This is a genomic window from Deinococcus proteolyticus MRP (assembly GCF_000190555.1).
Lineage (GTDB): Bacteria > Deinococcota > Deinococci > Deinococcales > Deinococcaceae > Deinococcus > Deinococcus proteolyticus.
This window is the reverse complement of record NC_015161.1, coordinates 859,661-873,810: the sequence shown is the minus strand read 5'-3', so window position 1 is coordinate 873,810 and position 14,150 is coordinate 859,661. Positions and strand designations below refer to the sequence as shown.

At 66.3% G+C, this 14,150-nt stretch carries 15 protein-coding genes; 2 read left to right on the top strand and 13 right to left on the bottom strand.

The genetic code is table 11. From position 1 onward, the window contains the following. Nucleotides 1–21: 21 nt before the first annotated feature. From DEIPR_RS04260 to DEIPR_RS04215, 10 genes are all read right to left on the bottom strand, one after another. Nucleotides 22–1,191, bottom strand: coding sequence for an MFS transporter (locus tag DEIPR_RS04260; protein WP_013614597.1), 1,170 nt, complete (start codon nucleotides 1,189–1,191; stop codon nucleotides 22–24). Further along, entirely contained in the window at nucleotides 1,191–1,739 is a 549-nt protein-coding gene (locus tag DEIPR_RS04255; protein WP_013614596.1) for an isoprenylcysteine carboxyl methyltransferase family protein, read from the bottom strand. Before DEIPR_RS04255 ends, DEIPR_RS04260 begins: the two co-directional genes overlap by 1 nt. 121 nt (nucleotides 1,740–1,860) lie before the next feature. Then, nucleotides 1,861–3,429 carry a 4-alpha-glucanotransferase gene (malQ, locus tag DEIPR_RS04250; protein WP_013614595.1) on the bottom strand — a complete coding sequence of 523 codons (1,569 nt, stop codon included), beginning with the start codon at nucleotides 3,427–3,429 and terminating at the stop codon, nucleotides 1,861–1,863. 501 nt (nucleotides 3,430–3,930) lie between these two features. Continuing rightward, on the bottom strand, nucleotides 3,931–4,398 hold the full coding sequence (gene greA / locus DEIPR_RS04245) for a transcription elongation factor GreA (protein WP_013614594.1): 468 nt from the start codon (nucleotides 4,396–4,398) through the stop codon (nucleotides 3,931–3,933). Between the two features lie 93 nt (nucleotides 4,399–4,491). After that, nucleotides 4,492–5,664: a type IV pilus twitching motility protein PilT gene (locus tag DEIPR_RS04240; RefSeq protein ID WP_148231883.1), complete on the bottom strand. Its 1,173-nt coding sequence runs from the start codon at nucleotides 5,662–5,664 to the stop codon at nucleotides 4,492–4,494. Between the two features lie 73 nt (nucleotides 5,665–5,737). After that, nucleotides 5,738–6,643 carry a pantoate--beta-alanine ligase gene (gene panC / locus DEIPR_RS04235; protein WP_013614592.1) on the bottom strand — a complete coding sequence of 302 codons (906 nt, stop codon included), beginning with the start codon at nucleotides 6,641–6,643 and terminating at the stop codon, nucleotides 5,738–5,740. Next, entirely contained in the window at nucleotides 6,643–7,011 is a 369-nt protein-coding gene (locus tag DEIPR_RS04230; protein ID WP_013614591.1) for a phage holin family protein, read from the bottom strand. The genes panC and DEIPR_RS04230 overlap by 1 nt, the downstream gene beginning before the upstream one ends. Further along, nucleotides 7,008–7,961, bottom strand: coding sequence for a tRNA glutamyl-Q(34) synthetase GluQRS (gene gluQRS, locus DEIPR_RS04225; RefSeq protein ID WP_013614590.1), 954 nt, complete (start codon nucleotides 7,959–7,961; stop codon nucleotides 7,008–7,010). Before gluQRS ends, DEIPR_RS04230 begins: the two co-directional genes overlap by 4 nt. Next, the gene (locus tag DEIPR_RS04220; protein ID WP_013614589.1) at nucleotides 7,962–8,270 is read right to left on the bottom strand and encodes a hypothetical protein; all 309 of its coding nucleotides are present in this window, start codon (nucleotides 8,268–8,270) and stop codon (nucleotides 7,962–7,964) included. It abuts the gene before it with no gap. Continuing rightward, complete coding sequence (locus DEIPR_RS04215) at nucleotides 8,270–8,881, bottom strand: ParA family protein (RefSeq protein ID WP_013614588.1); 612 nt, start codon at nucleotides 8,879–8,881, stop codon at nucleotides 8,270–8,272. The genes DEIPR_RS04220 and DEIPR_RS04215 overlap by 1 nt, the downstream gene beginning before the upstream one ends. Before the next feature lie 71 nt (nucleotides 8,882–8,952). Here DEIPR_RS04215 and DEIPR_RS04210 point away from each other — a divergent pair, with 71 nt between their 5' ends. Continuing rightward, nucleotides 8,953–9,801 (top strand): PIG-L deacetylase family protein, encoded by an 849-nt coding sequence (locus tag DEIPR_RS04210; protein ID WP_013614587.1) that lies wholly within the window; start codon nucleotides 8,953–8,955, stop codon nucleotides 9,799–9,801. An 81-nt stretch (nucleotides 9,802–9,882) separates the two neighbouring features. Here DEIPR_RS04210 and DEIPR_RS04205 read toward each other — a convergent pair whose 3' ends face one another. Genes DEIPR_RS04205 through DEIPR_RS04195 form a run of 3 tightly spaced genes read right to left on the bottom strand, consistent with a single transcriptional unit; the run spans nucleotide 9,883 to nucleotide 10,948 of the window. Next, complete coding sequence (locus DEIPR_RS04205; RefSeq protein WP_013614586.1) at nucleotides 9,883–10,209, bottom strand: roadblock/LC7 domain-containing protein; 327 nt, start codon at nucleotides 10,207–10,209, stop codon at nucleotides 9,883–9,885. Beyond that, a complete protein-coding gene (locus DEIPR_RS04200) occupies nucleotides 10,206–10,601 on the bottom strand; it encodes a roadblock/LC7 domain-containing protein (protein WP_013614585.1) in 396 nt (131 codons plus the stop codon). The genes DEIPR_RS04205 and DEIPR_RS04200 overlap by 4 nt, the downstream gene beginning before the upstream one ends. After that, nucleotides 10,601–10,948, bottom strand: coding sequence for a roadblock/LC7 domain-containing protein (locus tag DEIPR_RS04195; RefSeq protein WP_013614584.1), 348 nt, complete (start codon nucleotides 10,946–10,948; stop codon nucleotides 10,601–10,603). The genes DEIPR_RS04200 and DEIPR_RS04195 overlap by 1 nt, the downstream gene beginning before the upstream one ends. Before the next feature lie 364 nt (nucleotides 10,949–11,312). On the opposite strand from DEIPR_RS04195, the gene gyrA reads away from it, so the two are divergent. Then, nucleotides 11,313–13,739, top strand: a complete 2,427-nt coding sequence (gyrA, locus tag DEIPR_RS04190; protein WP_013614583.1) for a DNA gyrase subunit A — start codon at nucleotides 11,313–11,315, stop codon at nucleotides 13,737–13,739. Nucleotides 13,740–14,150 lie beyond the last annotated feature (411 nt).

Genomic DNA, 14,150 nt, shown 5'->3' with positions numbered 1-14,150 from the left:
CTCTCGCGGGTGGGCCGCCGCTTACACCAGCTCGGTCCGCTCAGGTTCCGGCAGGCGGAAGGCCAGCCACACGCTGGGCAGCAGCAGCAGCACGGCCGCGATGGCCGCCGCTGTGGGCGTGGTCAGGTCGGCCAGGGCGCCCACCAGGAACATCAGCAGGCCGGCAAAGCCCCAGGAAAAGCCCATCATGATGGAGCTGGCCACGGCGACGTGCCCCGGCTGATACTCCTGCGCTGTCACCACGCCCACCGGCACGCTGGCATTCACGAAAGCGCCCATCAGGAAGGTGAGTGGATAAAACCACAGGTCGCCGGGGTCGCTCAGAATCAGCACGACGAAAAAGGGAATGGTCGTTCCGATGGCGGCCCGCAGCACCGGCGTGCGCCCGATGCGGTCGCTGATGCGCCCACCCACGATGCCGCCTAGAGCGCTCGCCACTGCATACAGCCCCAGTGCCAGGCCCACCTCACGCATGGTGAACCCCCGGCCCAGCAGGATAAACGGCAGCATGGTGTTGTAGCCCATCGAGGCCAGTGAGCGCAGCACCGCCATGCCCCACAGCGGCACAATGGGTCCCCGGAAAATGGCGAGGTAGTCGGCCAGCCGCATGGCCTTTTTGGCCTGGGGAAAGGAGGGCGGCGTCACGGCGTAGGTCAGAGCCGCTGTCAGCAGACCGAAGGCGGCGAAATACGGCAGGGTATCCAGCCCCTGCGCCGCAAAGACTGGCCCCAGCGCCGCCCCACCCGTGCCACCTGCGCTAAAGATGGAAGCCCACAGACCCCGCCGGTCACGCGGCGAATTGGTGGCGATGTAGGCGGCCCCGCTGGGATGAAAGAACCCGCTGCCCAGCCCGGCCACCGCCACCAGCAGCACCAGGGCGCCAAACCAGGGCACGAACCCCATGAAGCACAGGCCCACAGCGGTCAGCAGCGGCCCCAACGCCGCCGTGACGCGCCGGTCGACCCGCTCGCCTATCACGCCCAGCAGCGGCTGCAGGACACTGCCGGTCAGGCTGTGGGCACTGACCAGAAAGGTGGCAGCGGCCGTGCTCACCGCAAAGCGGCTTTGCAGCTCCGGCAGCAGCGGAGTCAGCATGGCGCCGTAGGCATCGTTGATAAAGTGCCCGGCCGTGACTGCCACGGCGACAGCGGCAGTCTGCTGGGAAATGCGGGCAGTGGCGGAAGTGGACATCAGCCGGTCAGTGTAGCGTGTTCGCCCTGCTGGCCGTAGGCACGCAGCGCGGCTTCCTCGGCCGGAATGCGGACCAGCAGCAGCAGCGCAGCGTTCAGCACGCTGTAGGCCAGCGCGGTGCGCCAGGCTCCCACGGCGAGCGGGGCGGCGGCGATTTCCAGCGCCACCACGGCGTAATTGGGGTGCCGTAGATACCGAAACGGCCCGCGCCGTACCCGTTCGCCGCCCGGCACAATCAGGATGCGCGTGTTCCAGTAACGGCCCAGCGTGCGAATCACCCAGTAGCGTAGTGGCTGTGCCAGCACGAACAGCAGCAGCGCGGGCAGGCTGACCCGGCCCCGGCTGCGGCGGCCTTCCAGCAACGCCGAGAGCATCCAGGTGGGGTGCAGCACGAAAAAGGCGGGGTAGTGTTCCCGCCCGTATTCCCGCGCTCCCTGCGCCCGCGCCCAGGCTTCGTTGCGGCGGGCGAGACGCAGTTCCAGCAGGCGCTGCACGGTCAGGAAACCAAGCAGATAGGGGGCGGCGCGGCGGGCAGAAGGCAGGCGCATAAGGACCAGAGTAGTCCACTGCGCCGGCCAGGAGAAGGCGGTCCCAGCCTACTCACCCGCGGCTACGTAAATCTGTGGCCGGGCAGCCCAGGGGTCAGTCCAGCCACAGATGGCCGGTGGGTCAGTCAGCCGCCTGTGCCCGCCCAGCCAGGCGTCCGGATTCCTCGGTCAGTTCGCGCAGGCGTGCCGCCAGCTCCGGCGTCAGTGCAGCGGCCTCTGTCCGCCAGCCCCAGTGACCGGTGGCGCTCCCTGGCACGTTCATGCGGGCGTCGGTGCCCAGGTTCAGCAGGTCCTGCAGGGGGGCGATGGCCACGTGGGCGCGGCTGTGCCAGGCGATGCCCAGCATCCGCCAGGTCACCTCGTCCTCGGTAGGGTCGGAGCTGGTAAAGGAGCGGAAATGGTGCCGTTCCAGCTCAGTAGCCGTGCGCCACCAGCCCAGCGTGGTGTCGTTGTCGTGGGTGCCGGTGTACACCACCCGGTTGCGTACAATATTGGCCGGATAAAAGGGGCTGTTCCAGAAGTCCTCGTCGGAAAAGGCGAACTGCAGCACCACCATGCCCGGCAGCTCGAATTCGTCACGCAGCTCCTCCACCTCGGGGGTAATCACGCCCAGGTCCTCGGCGATGATAGGCAGGTCGCCCAGGCGGCGGCGCACCTCGGCCAGCAGTTCGCGGCCCGGGGCGGGCACCCAGTGGCCACCCATCGCGTTTTCGGCCGGATACGGCACTTCCCAGTAGGCCTCGAAGCCCCGGAAGTGGTCCACCCGAATTAGGTCGTACAGCTCGCGGCTGCGGGCAAAGCGCGCCACCCACCAGTCGAAGCCCTGCGCCTGCATGCGGTCCCAGCGGTAAAGGGGATTGCCCCACAGCTGACCCTCTTCGGCAAAGTAGTCGGGCGGCACGCCGGCCTGCACCTCGGGGCTGCCCTGCTCGTCCAGCGCGAACAGGTCCTGGTGCGCCCAGACATCGGACGAATCCAGCGCCACGAAAATGGGCAGGTCGCCCACAATCTGCACGCCCCGCTCACCGGCGTAGGCCCGCAGCGCCTGCCACTGCTTTTCAAACAGGAACTGGATAAAGCGGATGTGCTCCACCACACCGAAGTTCTCCTGCTGAAAGCGGGTCAGCGCGGCTTGGTCACGGCGGCGGTACTCGGCCGGCCACTGGAACCAGGCCGCTCCACCGTGCACTTCCTTGAGGGCCCGGAACAGCGCGTAGTTGTCCAGCCAGCCGGCCTGGGCCGCCTTGTAGGCTACGAATTCCCCGGCGTCCACCTGTCCCTCTCCCGCCTGAAAGCGGCGGTAAGCGGTCCACAGCAGCTCGCTGCGCCAAACGGTCTGGGCATCGAAATCCACCCGCTCGGGATGATGTGGCGCGCCTTGCAGGTCCTCAGCAGTGAGCAGGCCCCACTCCAGCAGCTCGCCCAGACTGACCATCAGCGGGTTGCCGGCGAACGCGCCCAGCGTCTGGTAGGGGCTGTTGCCGTGCCCAGTTGGCCCCAGCGGCAGAATCTGCCAGTAGGTCTGTCCAGCCTGCTGCAGCCAGTCCACCCACTGCCGGGCTTCCTGGCCCAGTTCGCCGGTGCCATAAGGACCGGGCAAAGAGGTGGGGTGCAGCAGCACGCCGCTAGAACGCGGCCACTCGGACAGGGAGCGGTCTGTGAGGTTGTCGGGGGCAGGGGTCTGGGTCATGCGGGGTCACTCCATGCAGGGCAAACTGGGCGGTAAAGGAAAGCAAAATGTGGTCCGGCGCAGCGAACCTGCGGGACAGCTTAGAGCATTCACTGTCAGGCAGGGCACAGGCCGCAGCCAGCAGACAGGCCACAGGCGGCAGACAGCCCGCAGACGGCAGACGCCGCAGGTCGGTCTCAGGGCATACGGACCTCTGGACCGGCCTGCTTGCGCTGGCGTGCCCCCTCTGCGCCTCCCCTCCCCTTTGCCGGGACAAACCCGGCCAGTAGTGCCGGCTCCACGGCTCCACCACAGCAGGTCGGGCAGGTCGGTCACCTGGACACTTCTACAGGTGCCTCAAAGGGCTGTCACCGTGCGGCAGCGGGGAACGACCGCCCCTCAGCCGCACCGCCCGACTCGGCTTTCTCTGGGCAACTCTGGGCATCGGCTCAGCGGCGCAGGCAAATAAAAAGCCGCCCGCCACAGCTGAGCCGGCGGCGGGCAGGGCGGAGAGCACTGGTGTTACTCGTAGGTGACTTCCAGCACCTCGAATTCCATGTCGCCCTTGGGGCCGGGCACTTTCACCTTGGCACCTTCACGGGCTCCCAGCAGCGCCTGGCCGATGGGGCTGGCGTCGCTGACCTTGCCGGCCCGCACGTCGGCCTCGAAAGTGCCCACCAGCTCGAAGGTGCGCTCGGTCTTGCCGCTGCGGACCTTGACCTTGGCACCCAGGCCGGCACCGCCGCCGGCATCTTCTTCCACGATGACGGCGCGTTCCAGCTGGTCTTCCAGGTCGCGGATACGGGCCTCGTTTTCGCTCTGCTCCATGCGGGCCTCGTCGTAGGCGGCACTTTCACGCAGGTCTCCGTCCTCAATGGCGCGGCCCATGTTCTCGCTGATCTGCTCACGGCGGGTGGTCTTGAGGTGGTGCAGGGTTTCTTTGAGGCGGTCGTAACCGCGCTGGGTAATCGAAATTTTGGGTCCTGTCATAGCACTCCACTATAGCGGGCGGACCCTTGGCTCCGGAACACAGATGAAACAACACCGATGAAACCGGAATACAGCTGGCGCGGCTGGCGGCCCTCAGCGCCGGCCAAAGGAAGTGGAGGAAGTGGAGGCGCCCCCCTGGCGGCCGAAACTGCTGCTCCGCACCTGCATAGGCTCTTCTCCGCCGGCCTGCTCGGCCTCGTAGTCGGCCTTGGTGATCAGCAGCTTGAATTCGTGCGGGCTGGTGGCCGCTTCCAGGCCCTCTTCCATACTGATGATGCCCTGCATGTACAGCTGCGCCAGATGCTTGTCGAAGGTCACCATGCCGCGCAGGTTGTCTTCCAGCATGGCGTCCTTGATCAGCGGAGTCTTGTCCTCGTCCTTGATGGATTCGACCACCAGCGGCGTGCTCAGCAAAATTTCGGTGCCCAGTGCGCGGCCTTTGCCGTCTGCGCGGCGCAGCAGGCGCTGCGACACGATGCCCACCAGCGACTCGGCGAACAGGGTACGGATTTCGCCGCGCTCATGCGGCTGGAAAAAGTCGATGATGCGGTTGATGGTGCGTAGGGCGTCTTGGGTATGCAGCGTACTGAGGACCAGGTGCCCGGTCTGGGCCGCTGTCAGGGCCGCTTCGACCGTTTCCTTGTCGCGCATCTCGCCAATCATGATGACGTCGGGGTCCTGGCGCATGGCGTACTTGAGCGCGGTGCGGAAATCGCGGGTATCCACGCCCACTTCACGCTGCACCACGATGGATTTGCGGTTGCGGTGCATGATTTCGATAGGGTCTTCCACCGTGATGATGTGCTTGGCGTAGGTGCGGTTGATGTGGTCCACCACGCTGGCCAGGGTGGTGCTCTTGCCAGAGCCGGTGGGGCCGGTCACCAGAATCAGGCCACGCGGAGACTCGGCCATCGCCCGCATCACCGTTTCGGGCAGGCCCAGCGTCTCGAAGTCGGGAATCTGGTCGCGCACCACCCGCATCACGATGCCCACCGAGCCGCGCTGCCGGAAGACGTTGACCCGGAAGCGCCCGTGCCCCGCCAGGCTGTAGGCCGAGTCCAGCTCGTTGCGGAACTCGAAATCTTCCCACTGCACTGCGCTGAGCAGGGCCTGGGCGTAGGCGGCGGTGTCGTCAGGGCGCAGCACCTTGGACCCAAACTGAACCAGTTCCCCATGAATGCGGCCCATCGGGGGGCTTCCGGCTTGCAGGTGCACATCGCTGGCACCGGCATTGATCATCTCTATCAGCAGCTCATCAATTCGAATCATGGGACTCCTTGAAAGGCCGCCAACAGCGTATGTGGAGGCGGTCACCATTCAGTATGCCGCAGCAGCAACCTCAAAGAGGAGCACCTGGAGTCGGCCCCTGCTGCACCTGTTCCCCCGGCACCAGCGGCATATTGTCAATCAGGCGGACCGCGTGCAGGCGCCCTGCAAACACCAGCCGGGCCTGGGCCGCCTGCTGGGGGGTCAGCTGGCCTTGCAGCGGCTGCAGTTCGGCGTCCAGCAGGTGCAGATAGTCAAGGTCCACCGGCTCCTGCGCCAGCACGGCGTGGCCGGCCGCGAGCAGCGCCTGCGCGTCCTGTTCACCGCCCGCATAGGCGGCCTGAACGGCCCGCAGCGCCCGCGAAACGACAGCCGCCTGAGCCTGCCTCTCAGCGCTGAGGTAGCTGTTGCGGCTGCTGAGTGCCAGTCCGCTCTGCGCCCGCACGGTGGGCACACCCACCACTTCCGTATTCAGAAAAAGGTCGGCAGCCATGCGGCGCACCACCGCCAGTTGCTGCCAGTCCTTTTCCCCGAAATAGGCGCGGGTGGGCTGCACCAGATTCAGCAGCTTGAGCACCACGGTTGCCACCCCGTCAAAGTGGCCGGGCCGCGAAGCACCCTCTACCCGTGTACTGAGCCCCGCCACACTGACCGAGGTGGCGTGGCCTGGGGGGTACATGTCCTGCGGCTGCGGATGAAACAGCAGCGCTGCGCCGGCTTCCTGCGCCACCGTTTGGTCGCGGGCCAGGTCACGGGGATAGGCCGCCAGGTCCTCGGTGGGGGCGAACTGGGTGGGGTTCACGAATACGCTGACCACGGTCAGAGCGTTCTCGGCGGCCGAGCGGCGGATAAGCGTGGCGTGCCCCTCGTGCAGGAAGCCCATGGTGGGCACCAGCCCCACGCTCTGGCCCTGGCGGCGCGCTTCAGCCAGAGCGGAGCGCAGTTCGGCGGGAGTGGTCACAGTCTGCAGAGCGGGCATCAGCGGTGCTCCCTGCCTGCGCCGAGCGCGCCGGTCACGGCATTCAGCACCCAGGTCACGGCACTCAGCAGCAGGGCACCCACCACGGCTGCACCCAGCCCGTCCACATCCAGCGCGGTGAACTGGGCGGTCAGCCACAGCATCAACCCATTCAGGACCAGCGCGAACAGTCCCAGCGTCAGCAATGTGATGGGCAGCGACAGTAGGCCCAGCACCGGGCGAATCAGGGCGTTGACCAGGCCCAGCACCAGCGCCGCTAGGGCGATGTCCAGCGCCCCGGCCCCGGGCGCGAAGTGCACCCCGCTGTACAGCTGGCTGACGGCGTACAGCGCCAGCGCACTTACGAACAGGTTCAGCAGGAAGTTCATGGGCGCAGCATAGCGCCGGCTTGCTCTGCTCCCTGTCTGCTTGGCCCTGCATAAGTGCGCCACAGCGGCAATAGCTCGGCAGCGCTCACCTCCGGCGGCGTGGCCCAGCTCAGTGAGCGGGCCAGGTCGGCCAGCACGCGGCCGGGCGTCGCCGCGCCTGCTTCACGCAGGTCACGCAGCGAGGGCGCCCCTCCCCGCTTGGCCAGGCGCTCGCCCCGGTAGTCGGTCATCAGCGGCACGTGCCAGTAGGCGGGCTGCGGATAGCCCAGGGCCTGCTGCAAGGCCACCTGCCGGGGGGTGGCGGGCCACAGGTCCGCGCCGCGCACCACGTCGGTGACGCCCATTGCCGCGTCGTCCACCACTACGGCCAGGTGGTAGGCATACGCGCCGTCGCCCCGCCGCAGCACGAAATCACCCACCTCGCCTGGCAGCGACTGGCACAGCAGCTCATGGGTCAGGCAATCCTGCACGCAGACCCGCTCCGGCGGCACCCGCCAGCGCTCGGCAGCGGGTCGTCCGGGGGGCGGAGCACCAGAGGGCCTCCGGTCGGAGGTGGGCCGGCAGGTGCCGGGATACACCGGCTCGGCTCCGTGCGGCGCCCCGGCCGCCTCCTGCACGGCCACCTGAATCTCGCGCCGGGTACAGGTGCAGGGGTAGGTGTCCAGCTGCGCCAGTGCTGCCGCATATAGGGGCAGCCGCTCCGACTGGCGGTATTCGGCGTCCCAGTCCAGGCCCAGCCATTCCAAGTCACGGCGGGTCACGTCGTAACCCCAGGGGCGCACCCGGCCCGTGTCCAGGTCCTCGAAGCGCAGCAGGTGCCGCCCGCCCAGAGCGCGGCTGTGCAGCCAGGCCAGCAGCGCGGTGCGGATATTGCCCAGGTGCAGCGCTCCGGTGGGACTGGGGGCGTAGCGGCCCACCGGGGGAATCCCCGCAGCAGGGGCAGGCCCCATCTAGTCGCTGTCCTCCAGCGGCGCGGCGCTTCCGGCACGCTCGACCTGGCGCTCCTGCAGCCAACCCAGCAACAGGTCGTCCACCAGCTCACTCAGGCTCTCGCCGCCTTCGGCCTTCAGCTCTCGCCAGGCGGCCCGGATGGTCTCGCGGCGCACATAGACCACTTCCACCTTGCCGGAACCCTCTTCGGCGTGGCTGCGGCGGCGTTCGTCCGCCTTTTTGCCCGCGCTGGCGGCCTTTTCCAGTTTCCTGGCTTTCTTGGCAGCCTTTTTCGCGTCCTTGCCTTCCAGATACCCGAACCGCGCCATCAAATCACCTCTCGCGACAGGGCCAACAGGTCGGCCCAGGCGGCGGCGGCGCGCTCATCACGCACGTCGCGGCACAGCACGCCCTGCTCAGCGGCTTTCTGGTAGGCCGCGTACTGGCGCACCGCCGTGTTCGCCACCCGAATTCCCAGCTCGCGCAGGTCCTCGCGGGCGGTGTCGGCTGCGTGGCCGACTGGCGGCACGCGGGTCAGCACAGCCATGCTGCGGCGGGCAGCTCCCGGCTCGGACCCCAGGAAGCCCATCAGTTCCTGGGTGGCGTCCAGCTCCAGCGGCGAAACCCCACTGGGCACCAGAATCAGGTCGGCGCGGCCGGCCAGCTCGCGCAGGTCGCGGCGGCGCGGGCGGCCCTCGGTGTCGATGATGACGGCGTCCAGCCGTGCCAGCCGCTTGGGCTTGACGTCGTCCGGGTCCAGCACCGCAAACGGCAGTCCCGGCCCACGCTGACTCCAGCGCAGGGAACTGCCTACCCGGCCGTCCTCGTCAATCAGGACCGTTTCCAGACCACGCTCGCTGAGCGCCCCGGCCAGATGAACGGCCAGCGTGCTTTTCCCCACGCCTCCTTTTTCCGAGGTGATGGCAATAATTCTGGGCATAAGGGCAATTTACCCGAAAGCAGGCCCGCTTCACCGGGAAATTGGGCCGCATCGGCAGTACACTGCCCGGCATGACCTTTTCTGGCCTTTCCAATCTGAATGCCGCCGGCGCACGCATCATGGCCATTTTTGCCCATCCCGACGACGAAGCCTTTGCCGTGGCCGGCACCCTGGCCGCCTACGCCCAGGCCGGCGCCGAAATTACCCTGGTCTGCGCCACACGCGGCGAAGCGGGCAAAATCACCGACCCCAGCATGACGGTCAGCGACCTGGGCCAGCAGCGCGAGGCCGAACTGCGGGCCGCCTGCGCCGCCATCGGCATTCCGGCGCCGGTCATGCTGAATTACCACGACTCGGGCCGCTTCGAGCGCACCCGGCATGACGACCCGCAGGCGCTGATGAATGTGGACGTGCTGGATATCGAAGACAAACTGCGCGCCCTGATCGAGGAGCACAGGCCCCACGTCCTCATCACCTTCGACCCGCACGGCGGCTACGGCCACGTGGACCACCTGCAAATGCACCGCGCTGCTGTAGGCGCCTTTTTCTCGACCGGACACCTGCCCTACGGCGGCCCGCAGCGGCTGTACTACACCGTATTTTCCAGCGAGGTGGCCCGCCACCTGAACATGATGGATTCGGCCCGCGAGCTGGAACCCGAGCGCTACGGCATCAGCGAAGGCACGGCGGCCGTGCGGCTGGACGTGTCGGCTTACGCCGCGCAGAAAAAAGCGGCGCTGGCCGCTCACGGCACCCAGATGGGACCGAGCAGTGCCCTGGGCCGCCTCTCGCCCGAGCACCGCGAACAGTTTGAGGCGCAGATGGTGGACCAGGAGTGGTTCTCGCTGGGTGGCACCCGCACGCCTATCGCGGCCTTTCCCCTACCAGAACTGCTCAGCGGCGTTGACCTGAGCCGCTGAAGCCGGAAGAGCATAGAGAAAGGGGGCGACCTGCGGGCCGCCCCTCTTCTACTGCGTATCTACCGTATCTGCTATTGCACCTCAGCCTGCCAGGCTTTCCAGCGCCCGCCGCACGCTCAGGCGCACACGGCCCAGGCTGGACAGATCGTCGAACGCCACCGCCAGCACCTGCCCGTCCTGTCCTGGAGTCAGCAACACCGGGCCGGTGTCCAGGTCCAGCAGCAGGTCGTTCCAGCCCTGGGCACCCAGGGTCTGTTCCAGCGTCTGCACGATGGCGCGGGCCGGGGTCAGCAGGCCGGCGGTGGCATCCTCACCGCCGGCCGAGCCCAGCACCTCGCCCTGTGCGCCGTACAGCACTGCCGAGCGCACACCGCGCCCTTCCAGCAGGGTGTTCAGCGCGGCGCTCACAGCGCGGCCCCAGCATTCGCACTGACGCTGCCTGCTTGGTCTGCACCGGCTTCAGCGGCCGGCAGACTGCGCTGCACCTCGTCCATCAGCGCGGCCAGGCGCTGCAGAGCGGCGGAGGTGTCTATGCCGCGGACCAGGGCGGCCCCCAGAACGTAGTCGCCCTGAGCGAGCGCGACCACTTCCAGGGTGGGGGTGGTCAGGGCCAGCCGCGAGACCTCATCCACGCCCAGGCGGCGGCCCAGGCGGTCCAGCGAACCGCGCAGCGCCGTCAGCTCGGCGGCCAGCAGGTCGGCTCCCTCACCCAGCGCGGCCAGCGGCAGGCCGTCGCGGCCCACCAGCGCGGCGGCCGAGACACCAGGCAGTTCACGCAGGCCGTCCAGACGCGGAGCCATTACAGCTCACCTGCCAGCTGACCTGCCGCCGCGCGGGCATACAGCCGGGCCTGTCCCAGATTGGCGCGGCCGTCCAGCGCCAGCAGCACGAAGAACTCCGCATTGATGGGCTGCACAAACACGCTCAGCGTCTCGCCGCGAATGTACAGTTCGCGGGGCTGACCCCCGCCCACCATGCCGTAAGCGTCGCTCACGGCACGCATCAGCCCCGCATGCTCGGCTACCAGCAGGTCCAGGCTCACCTCGGTGACGCTGTGCCCCTCAACCAGCAGGCCGTCCAACCCCCCGATGGCGGCTGCCCAGGCACCGTCCACATCCGCTACCAGTTGTGTGAGTTCGTTCAACATTGCTTTTCATCATAGTGAACTGGAGCTGTCATGGTTGTCACGTCTGCGTCTGCCGGGCAGGGGGCCTTGACCCACCAGGAGCTGGGCTGCTCGGCCCCGCCCACGTCCCCCACCCCGTACGCCCAGGGCCAGGCCTGCGGAGGCCCGGTCCACGCCCAGCAGGGGGCAAAGTGCGCTAGAATCAGCCTACTTTTTGAAGGCGGCCGATTACGCTACTAGCATAATTCATAGGATTCTGTTAGAATTTTACGGAATAACCAACGCCTCCGGAGTTGCCGGAGCTGCGCCTGGTACCGCCTTCCCGCTTTTCCTGCCCGGCCACCTCTCCTAGAGCCCAGTGGCCTGGCCCAGAATTGGAGTTTGCATGACCGGAATCCAACCTGTGGACATTACGTCCGAAGTCAAGACCAATTTCATCAACTACGCCATGAACGTGATTGTGGACCGCGCACTGCCCGACGTGCGCGACGGCCTCAAGCCCGTGCAGCGCCGCATCATGTACGCGATGATGCTTGAAGGCCTCTACGCCAACCACAAGCACGCCAAGTCGGCCAGCGTGGTGGGCGAAGTGATGAAAAAGTATCACCCCCACGGCGACTCCTCGATTTACGACGCGATGGTGCGCCTGGGCCAGTGGTGGAACATGCGCTACCCGATGGTGCATCCGCAGGGCAACTTCGGGTCCATTGACGGCGACCCGCCCGCCGCCATGCGCTACACCGAAGCCCGCATGACCCGACTGGCCGAAGAACTGCTGGCCGACTTGGAAAAAGAAACCATCGTCATGAAGCCCAACTATGACGAGACCACCGAGGAGCCCAGCGTGCTGCCGGCCGCCGTGCCGAACCTGCTGATCAACGGGGCCTCGGGCATCGCCGTGGGCATGGCGACCAACATCCCCCCGCACAACCTCACTGAAATCTGCAACGGTCTGCTGGCCCTGATTGACCAGCCGAACATGACCCTGCTGGACATGATGGAGCACGTGCAGGGACCGGACTTCCCAACCGGCGGGCGTATCTCCAAGCAGGGCATTCAGGACGCCTACACCACCGGGCACGCCAGCCTCAAGGTGCGCGGCAAGGCCCGCATCGAAGAGAAGAACAACCGCTCGCAAATCATCATCTCCGAGATTCCTTATCAGGTGAACAAGACCAACCTGATTCAGACCATCTCGGCCATGTACAAGGCGGGCAAGATTCCCGACATCTCGGCCCTGCGTGACGAATCGGACCGCAAAGAGCCGGTGCGCATCGTGATCGAGCTCAAGCGCGGCGCGATTCCTACCCTGGTCCTGAACCAGCTGTACAAGTACACCCAGCTGCAAAGCACCTTTACGGTCATCAACCTCAGCATCGTGAATGGTGAGCCACGGGTGCTGCCCCTGATCGACACCATGCGCTACTTCCTGGACCACCGCCGCGACGTGGTGACCCGCCGGACCCAGTACGAGCTGCGCAAGGCCGAGGAGCGCGCCCACATCCTGGAAGGTCTAATCAAGGCGCTGGGACACATCGACGAGGTGATTGCTCTGATTCGCGGCAGCAACACCGGTGCCGAGGCCCGCGACGCGCTGATGGCCCGTTTCGAGCTGAGCGAACCGCAGGCCCAGGCGATTCTGGACATGCGCCTGCAGCGCCTGGTGGGCCTGGAGCGCGAGAAGCTGATGAGCGAATTCGACGAGCTGCAGACCCTGATCGGCAAGCTGCGCGCCATCCTGGGCGACGAAAAACTGCTGTGGCGCGAGATCAAAAAGGAAATCCGCGAGATTCGTGACCGCTACGGCGACGAGCGGCGCTCGACCATCTCGGCGCTGGAAGAGGACATCTCCAAGGAAGACCTGATTGCTGTGGAGGACATGGTGATCACCATGACCGAAGCCGGATACCTTAAGCGCACCACGCTGGACGCCTACCGTGCCCAGTCGCGCGGAGGACGCGGCTCACGCGGCGGCAAGCTGCGCGAGGAAGACGTGAATACCCGCGTATTCGTGGGCTCCACACACGACTACATGCTGTTCTTTACGGACCAGGGCCGGCTGTTCCACGAGAAAATCTACGACCTGCCCGAAGCCGCCCGTGACGCCAAAGGCTCGCATATTCGCAACCTGCTGCCCTCACTGCGCGACGACGAGAACATCGCTTCGGTGCAGAGCATCCGCGGCTTCGAGGAAGAAGGCTCCTTTGTCTTTGCCACCAAGAACGGCATGGTCAAGCGCACCCTGATCACCGACTACGGCAACATCACTTCGGCCGGGCTGATTGCCATCAACCTGCAGGAGGACGACGAGCTGATTTCGGTGGGTATCGTCAAGAACGGCAGCGATATCGTGCTGGCGACCCGTGGCGGTAAGGCCATGCGCTTTGCGGCCGACGAGGTGCGCGACACCGGCCGCGCCACCCAGGGCGTCATCGGGATTCGCCTGAAGGGCGACGACCGGGTGGTCAGCATGGCACTGGTGCCCGCCGACACCGAAAGCGAACTGCTCGCCATCAGTGAGCACGGCCTGGGCAAGCGCACCCCTGTCAGCGATTACCCCAGCAAGGGACGCGGCGGCCAGGGCGTGATTACGCTGGACGTGACCGAAAAGACCGGGCGGCTGGTGACCCTGGCCCGCGTAGACGGCGGCGAGGAACTGATGGTGCTGACCCAGGGCGGCCTGGTGATTCGCACCCGCGTAGAAGAAGTGCGCGTCACCGGCCGCAATGCCCAGGGCGTGAAGGTCATCAACCTGTCCGACAAGGACCGGGTCATCAGCGCCTTCCCTATCCGCAAGGAAGACGAGCTGTAAACCGGGCGGCCCAGCCAGCCCCACCCTGTTCCCCAGTTGGTCTGTCGCCATACGTGGCACCCATACGAAGCACCACCTGCAAAGGGCCCCGCATACCGGGGCCTTATTTGTTGTCAGGGCTTTTGCTAGGCTGGCTGCTTCGTTGTGTGGCCTCTGTCACCTTGCCAGGAAGGTCCGGCAGAATAGGCCGCGAGCCCATCAGACAAGTCTCTGCAACCTTCACCGCGGGCAGAGACGGCCTTGATAAACGTTCAGAGAATCACATTGCGCCGGTTCTGTCATCTAACATGGAGAGACCCCAAACATTCTTCATCACACATAGTTAATGTGCCATGAAGCTCTATTCGCACAACAAAAGTGTTTACAAAAATGTGATGTAGGTGTACACTGTGGTCAGTGATAGGAATGATT

What these genes read in the sequence shown, in the direction of transcription:
- greA (WP_013614594.1), bottom strand. Translation starts at nt 4,398, where the DNA reads ATGACAGGACCCAAAATTTCGATTACCCAGCGCGGTTACGACCGCCTC.
- malQ (WP_013614595.1), bottom strand. Translation starts at nt 3,429, where the DNA reads ATGACCCAGACCCCTGCCCCCGACAACCTCACAGACCGCTCCCTGTCC.
- DEIPR_RS04200 (WP_013614585.1), bottom strand. Translation starts at nt 10,601, where the DNA reads ATGGCTCCGCGTCTGGACGGCCTGCGTGAACTGCCTGGTGTCTCGGCC.
- DEIPR_RS04260 (WP_013614597.1), bottom strand. Translation starts at nt 1,191, where the DNA reads ATGTCCACTTCCGCCACTGCCCGCATTTCCCAGCAGACTGCCGCTGTC.
- DEIPR_RS04220 (WP_013614589.1), bottom strand. Translation starts at nt 8,270, where the DNA reads ATGGCGCGGTTCGGGTATCTGGAAGGCAAGGACGCGAAAAAGGCTGCC.
- DEIPR_RS04230 (WP_013614591.1), bottom strand. Translation starts at nt 7,011, where the DNA reads ATGAACTTCCTGCTGAACCTGTTCGTAAGTGCGCTGGCGCTGTACGCC.
- DEIPR_RS04210 (WP_013614587.1), top strand. Translation starts at nt 8,953, where the DNA reads ATGACCTTTTCTGGCCTTTCCAATCTGAATGCCGCCGGCGCACGCATC.
- gluQRS (WP_013614590.1), bottom strand. Translation starts at nt 7,961, where the DNA reads ATGGGGCCTGCCCCTGCTGCGGGGATTCCCCCGGTGGGCCGCTACGCC.
- DEIPR_RS04215 (WP_013614588.1), bottom strand. Translation starts at nt 8,881, where the DNA reads ATGCCCAGAATTATTGCCATCACCTCGGAAAAAGGAGGCGTGGGGAAA.
- gyrA (WP_013614583.1), top strand. Translation starts at nt 11,313, where the DNA reads ATGACCGGAATCCAACCTGTGGACATTACGTCCGAAGTCAAGACCAAT.
- panC (WP_013614592.1), bottom strand. Translation starts at nt 6,643, where the DNA reads ATGCCCGCTCTGCAGACTGTGACCACTCCCGCCGAACTGCGCTCCGCT.
- DEIPR_RS04195 (WP_013614584.1), bottom strand. Translation starts at nt 10,948, where the DNA reads ATGTTGAACGAACTCACACAACTGGTAGCGGATGTGGACGGTGCCTGG.
- DEIPR_RS04255 (WP_013614596.1), bottom strand. Translation starts at nt 1,739, where the DNA reads ATGCGCCTGCCTTCTGCCCGCCGCGCCGCCCCCTATCTGCTTGGTTTC.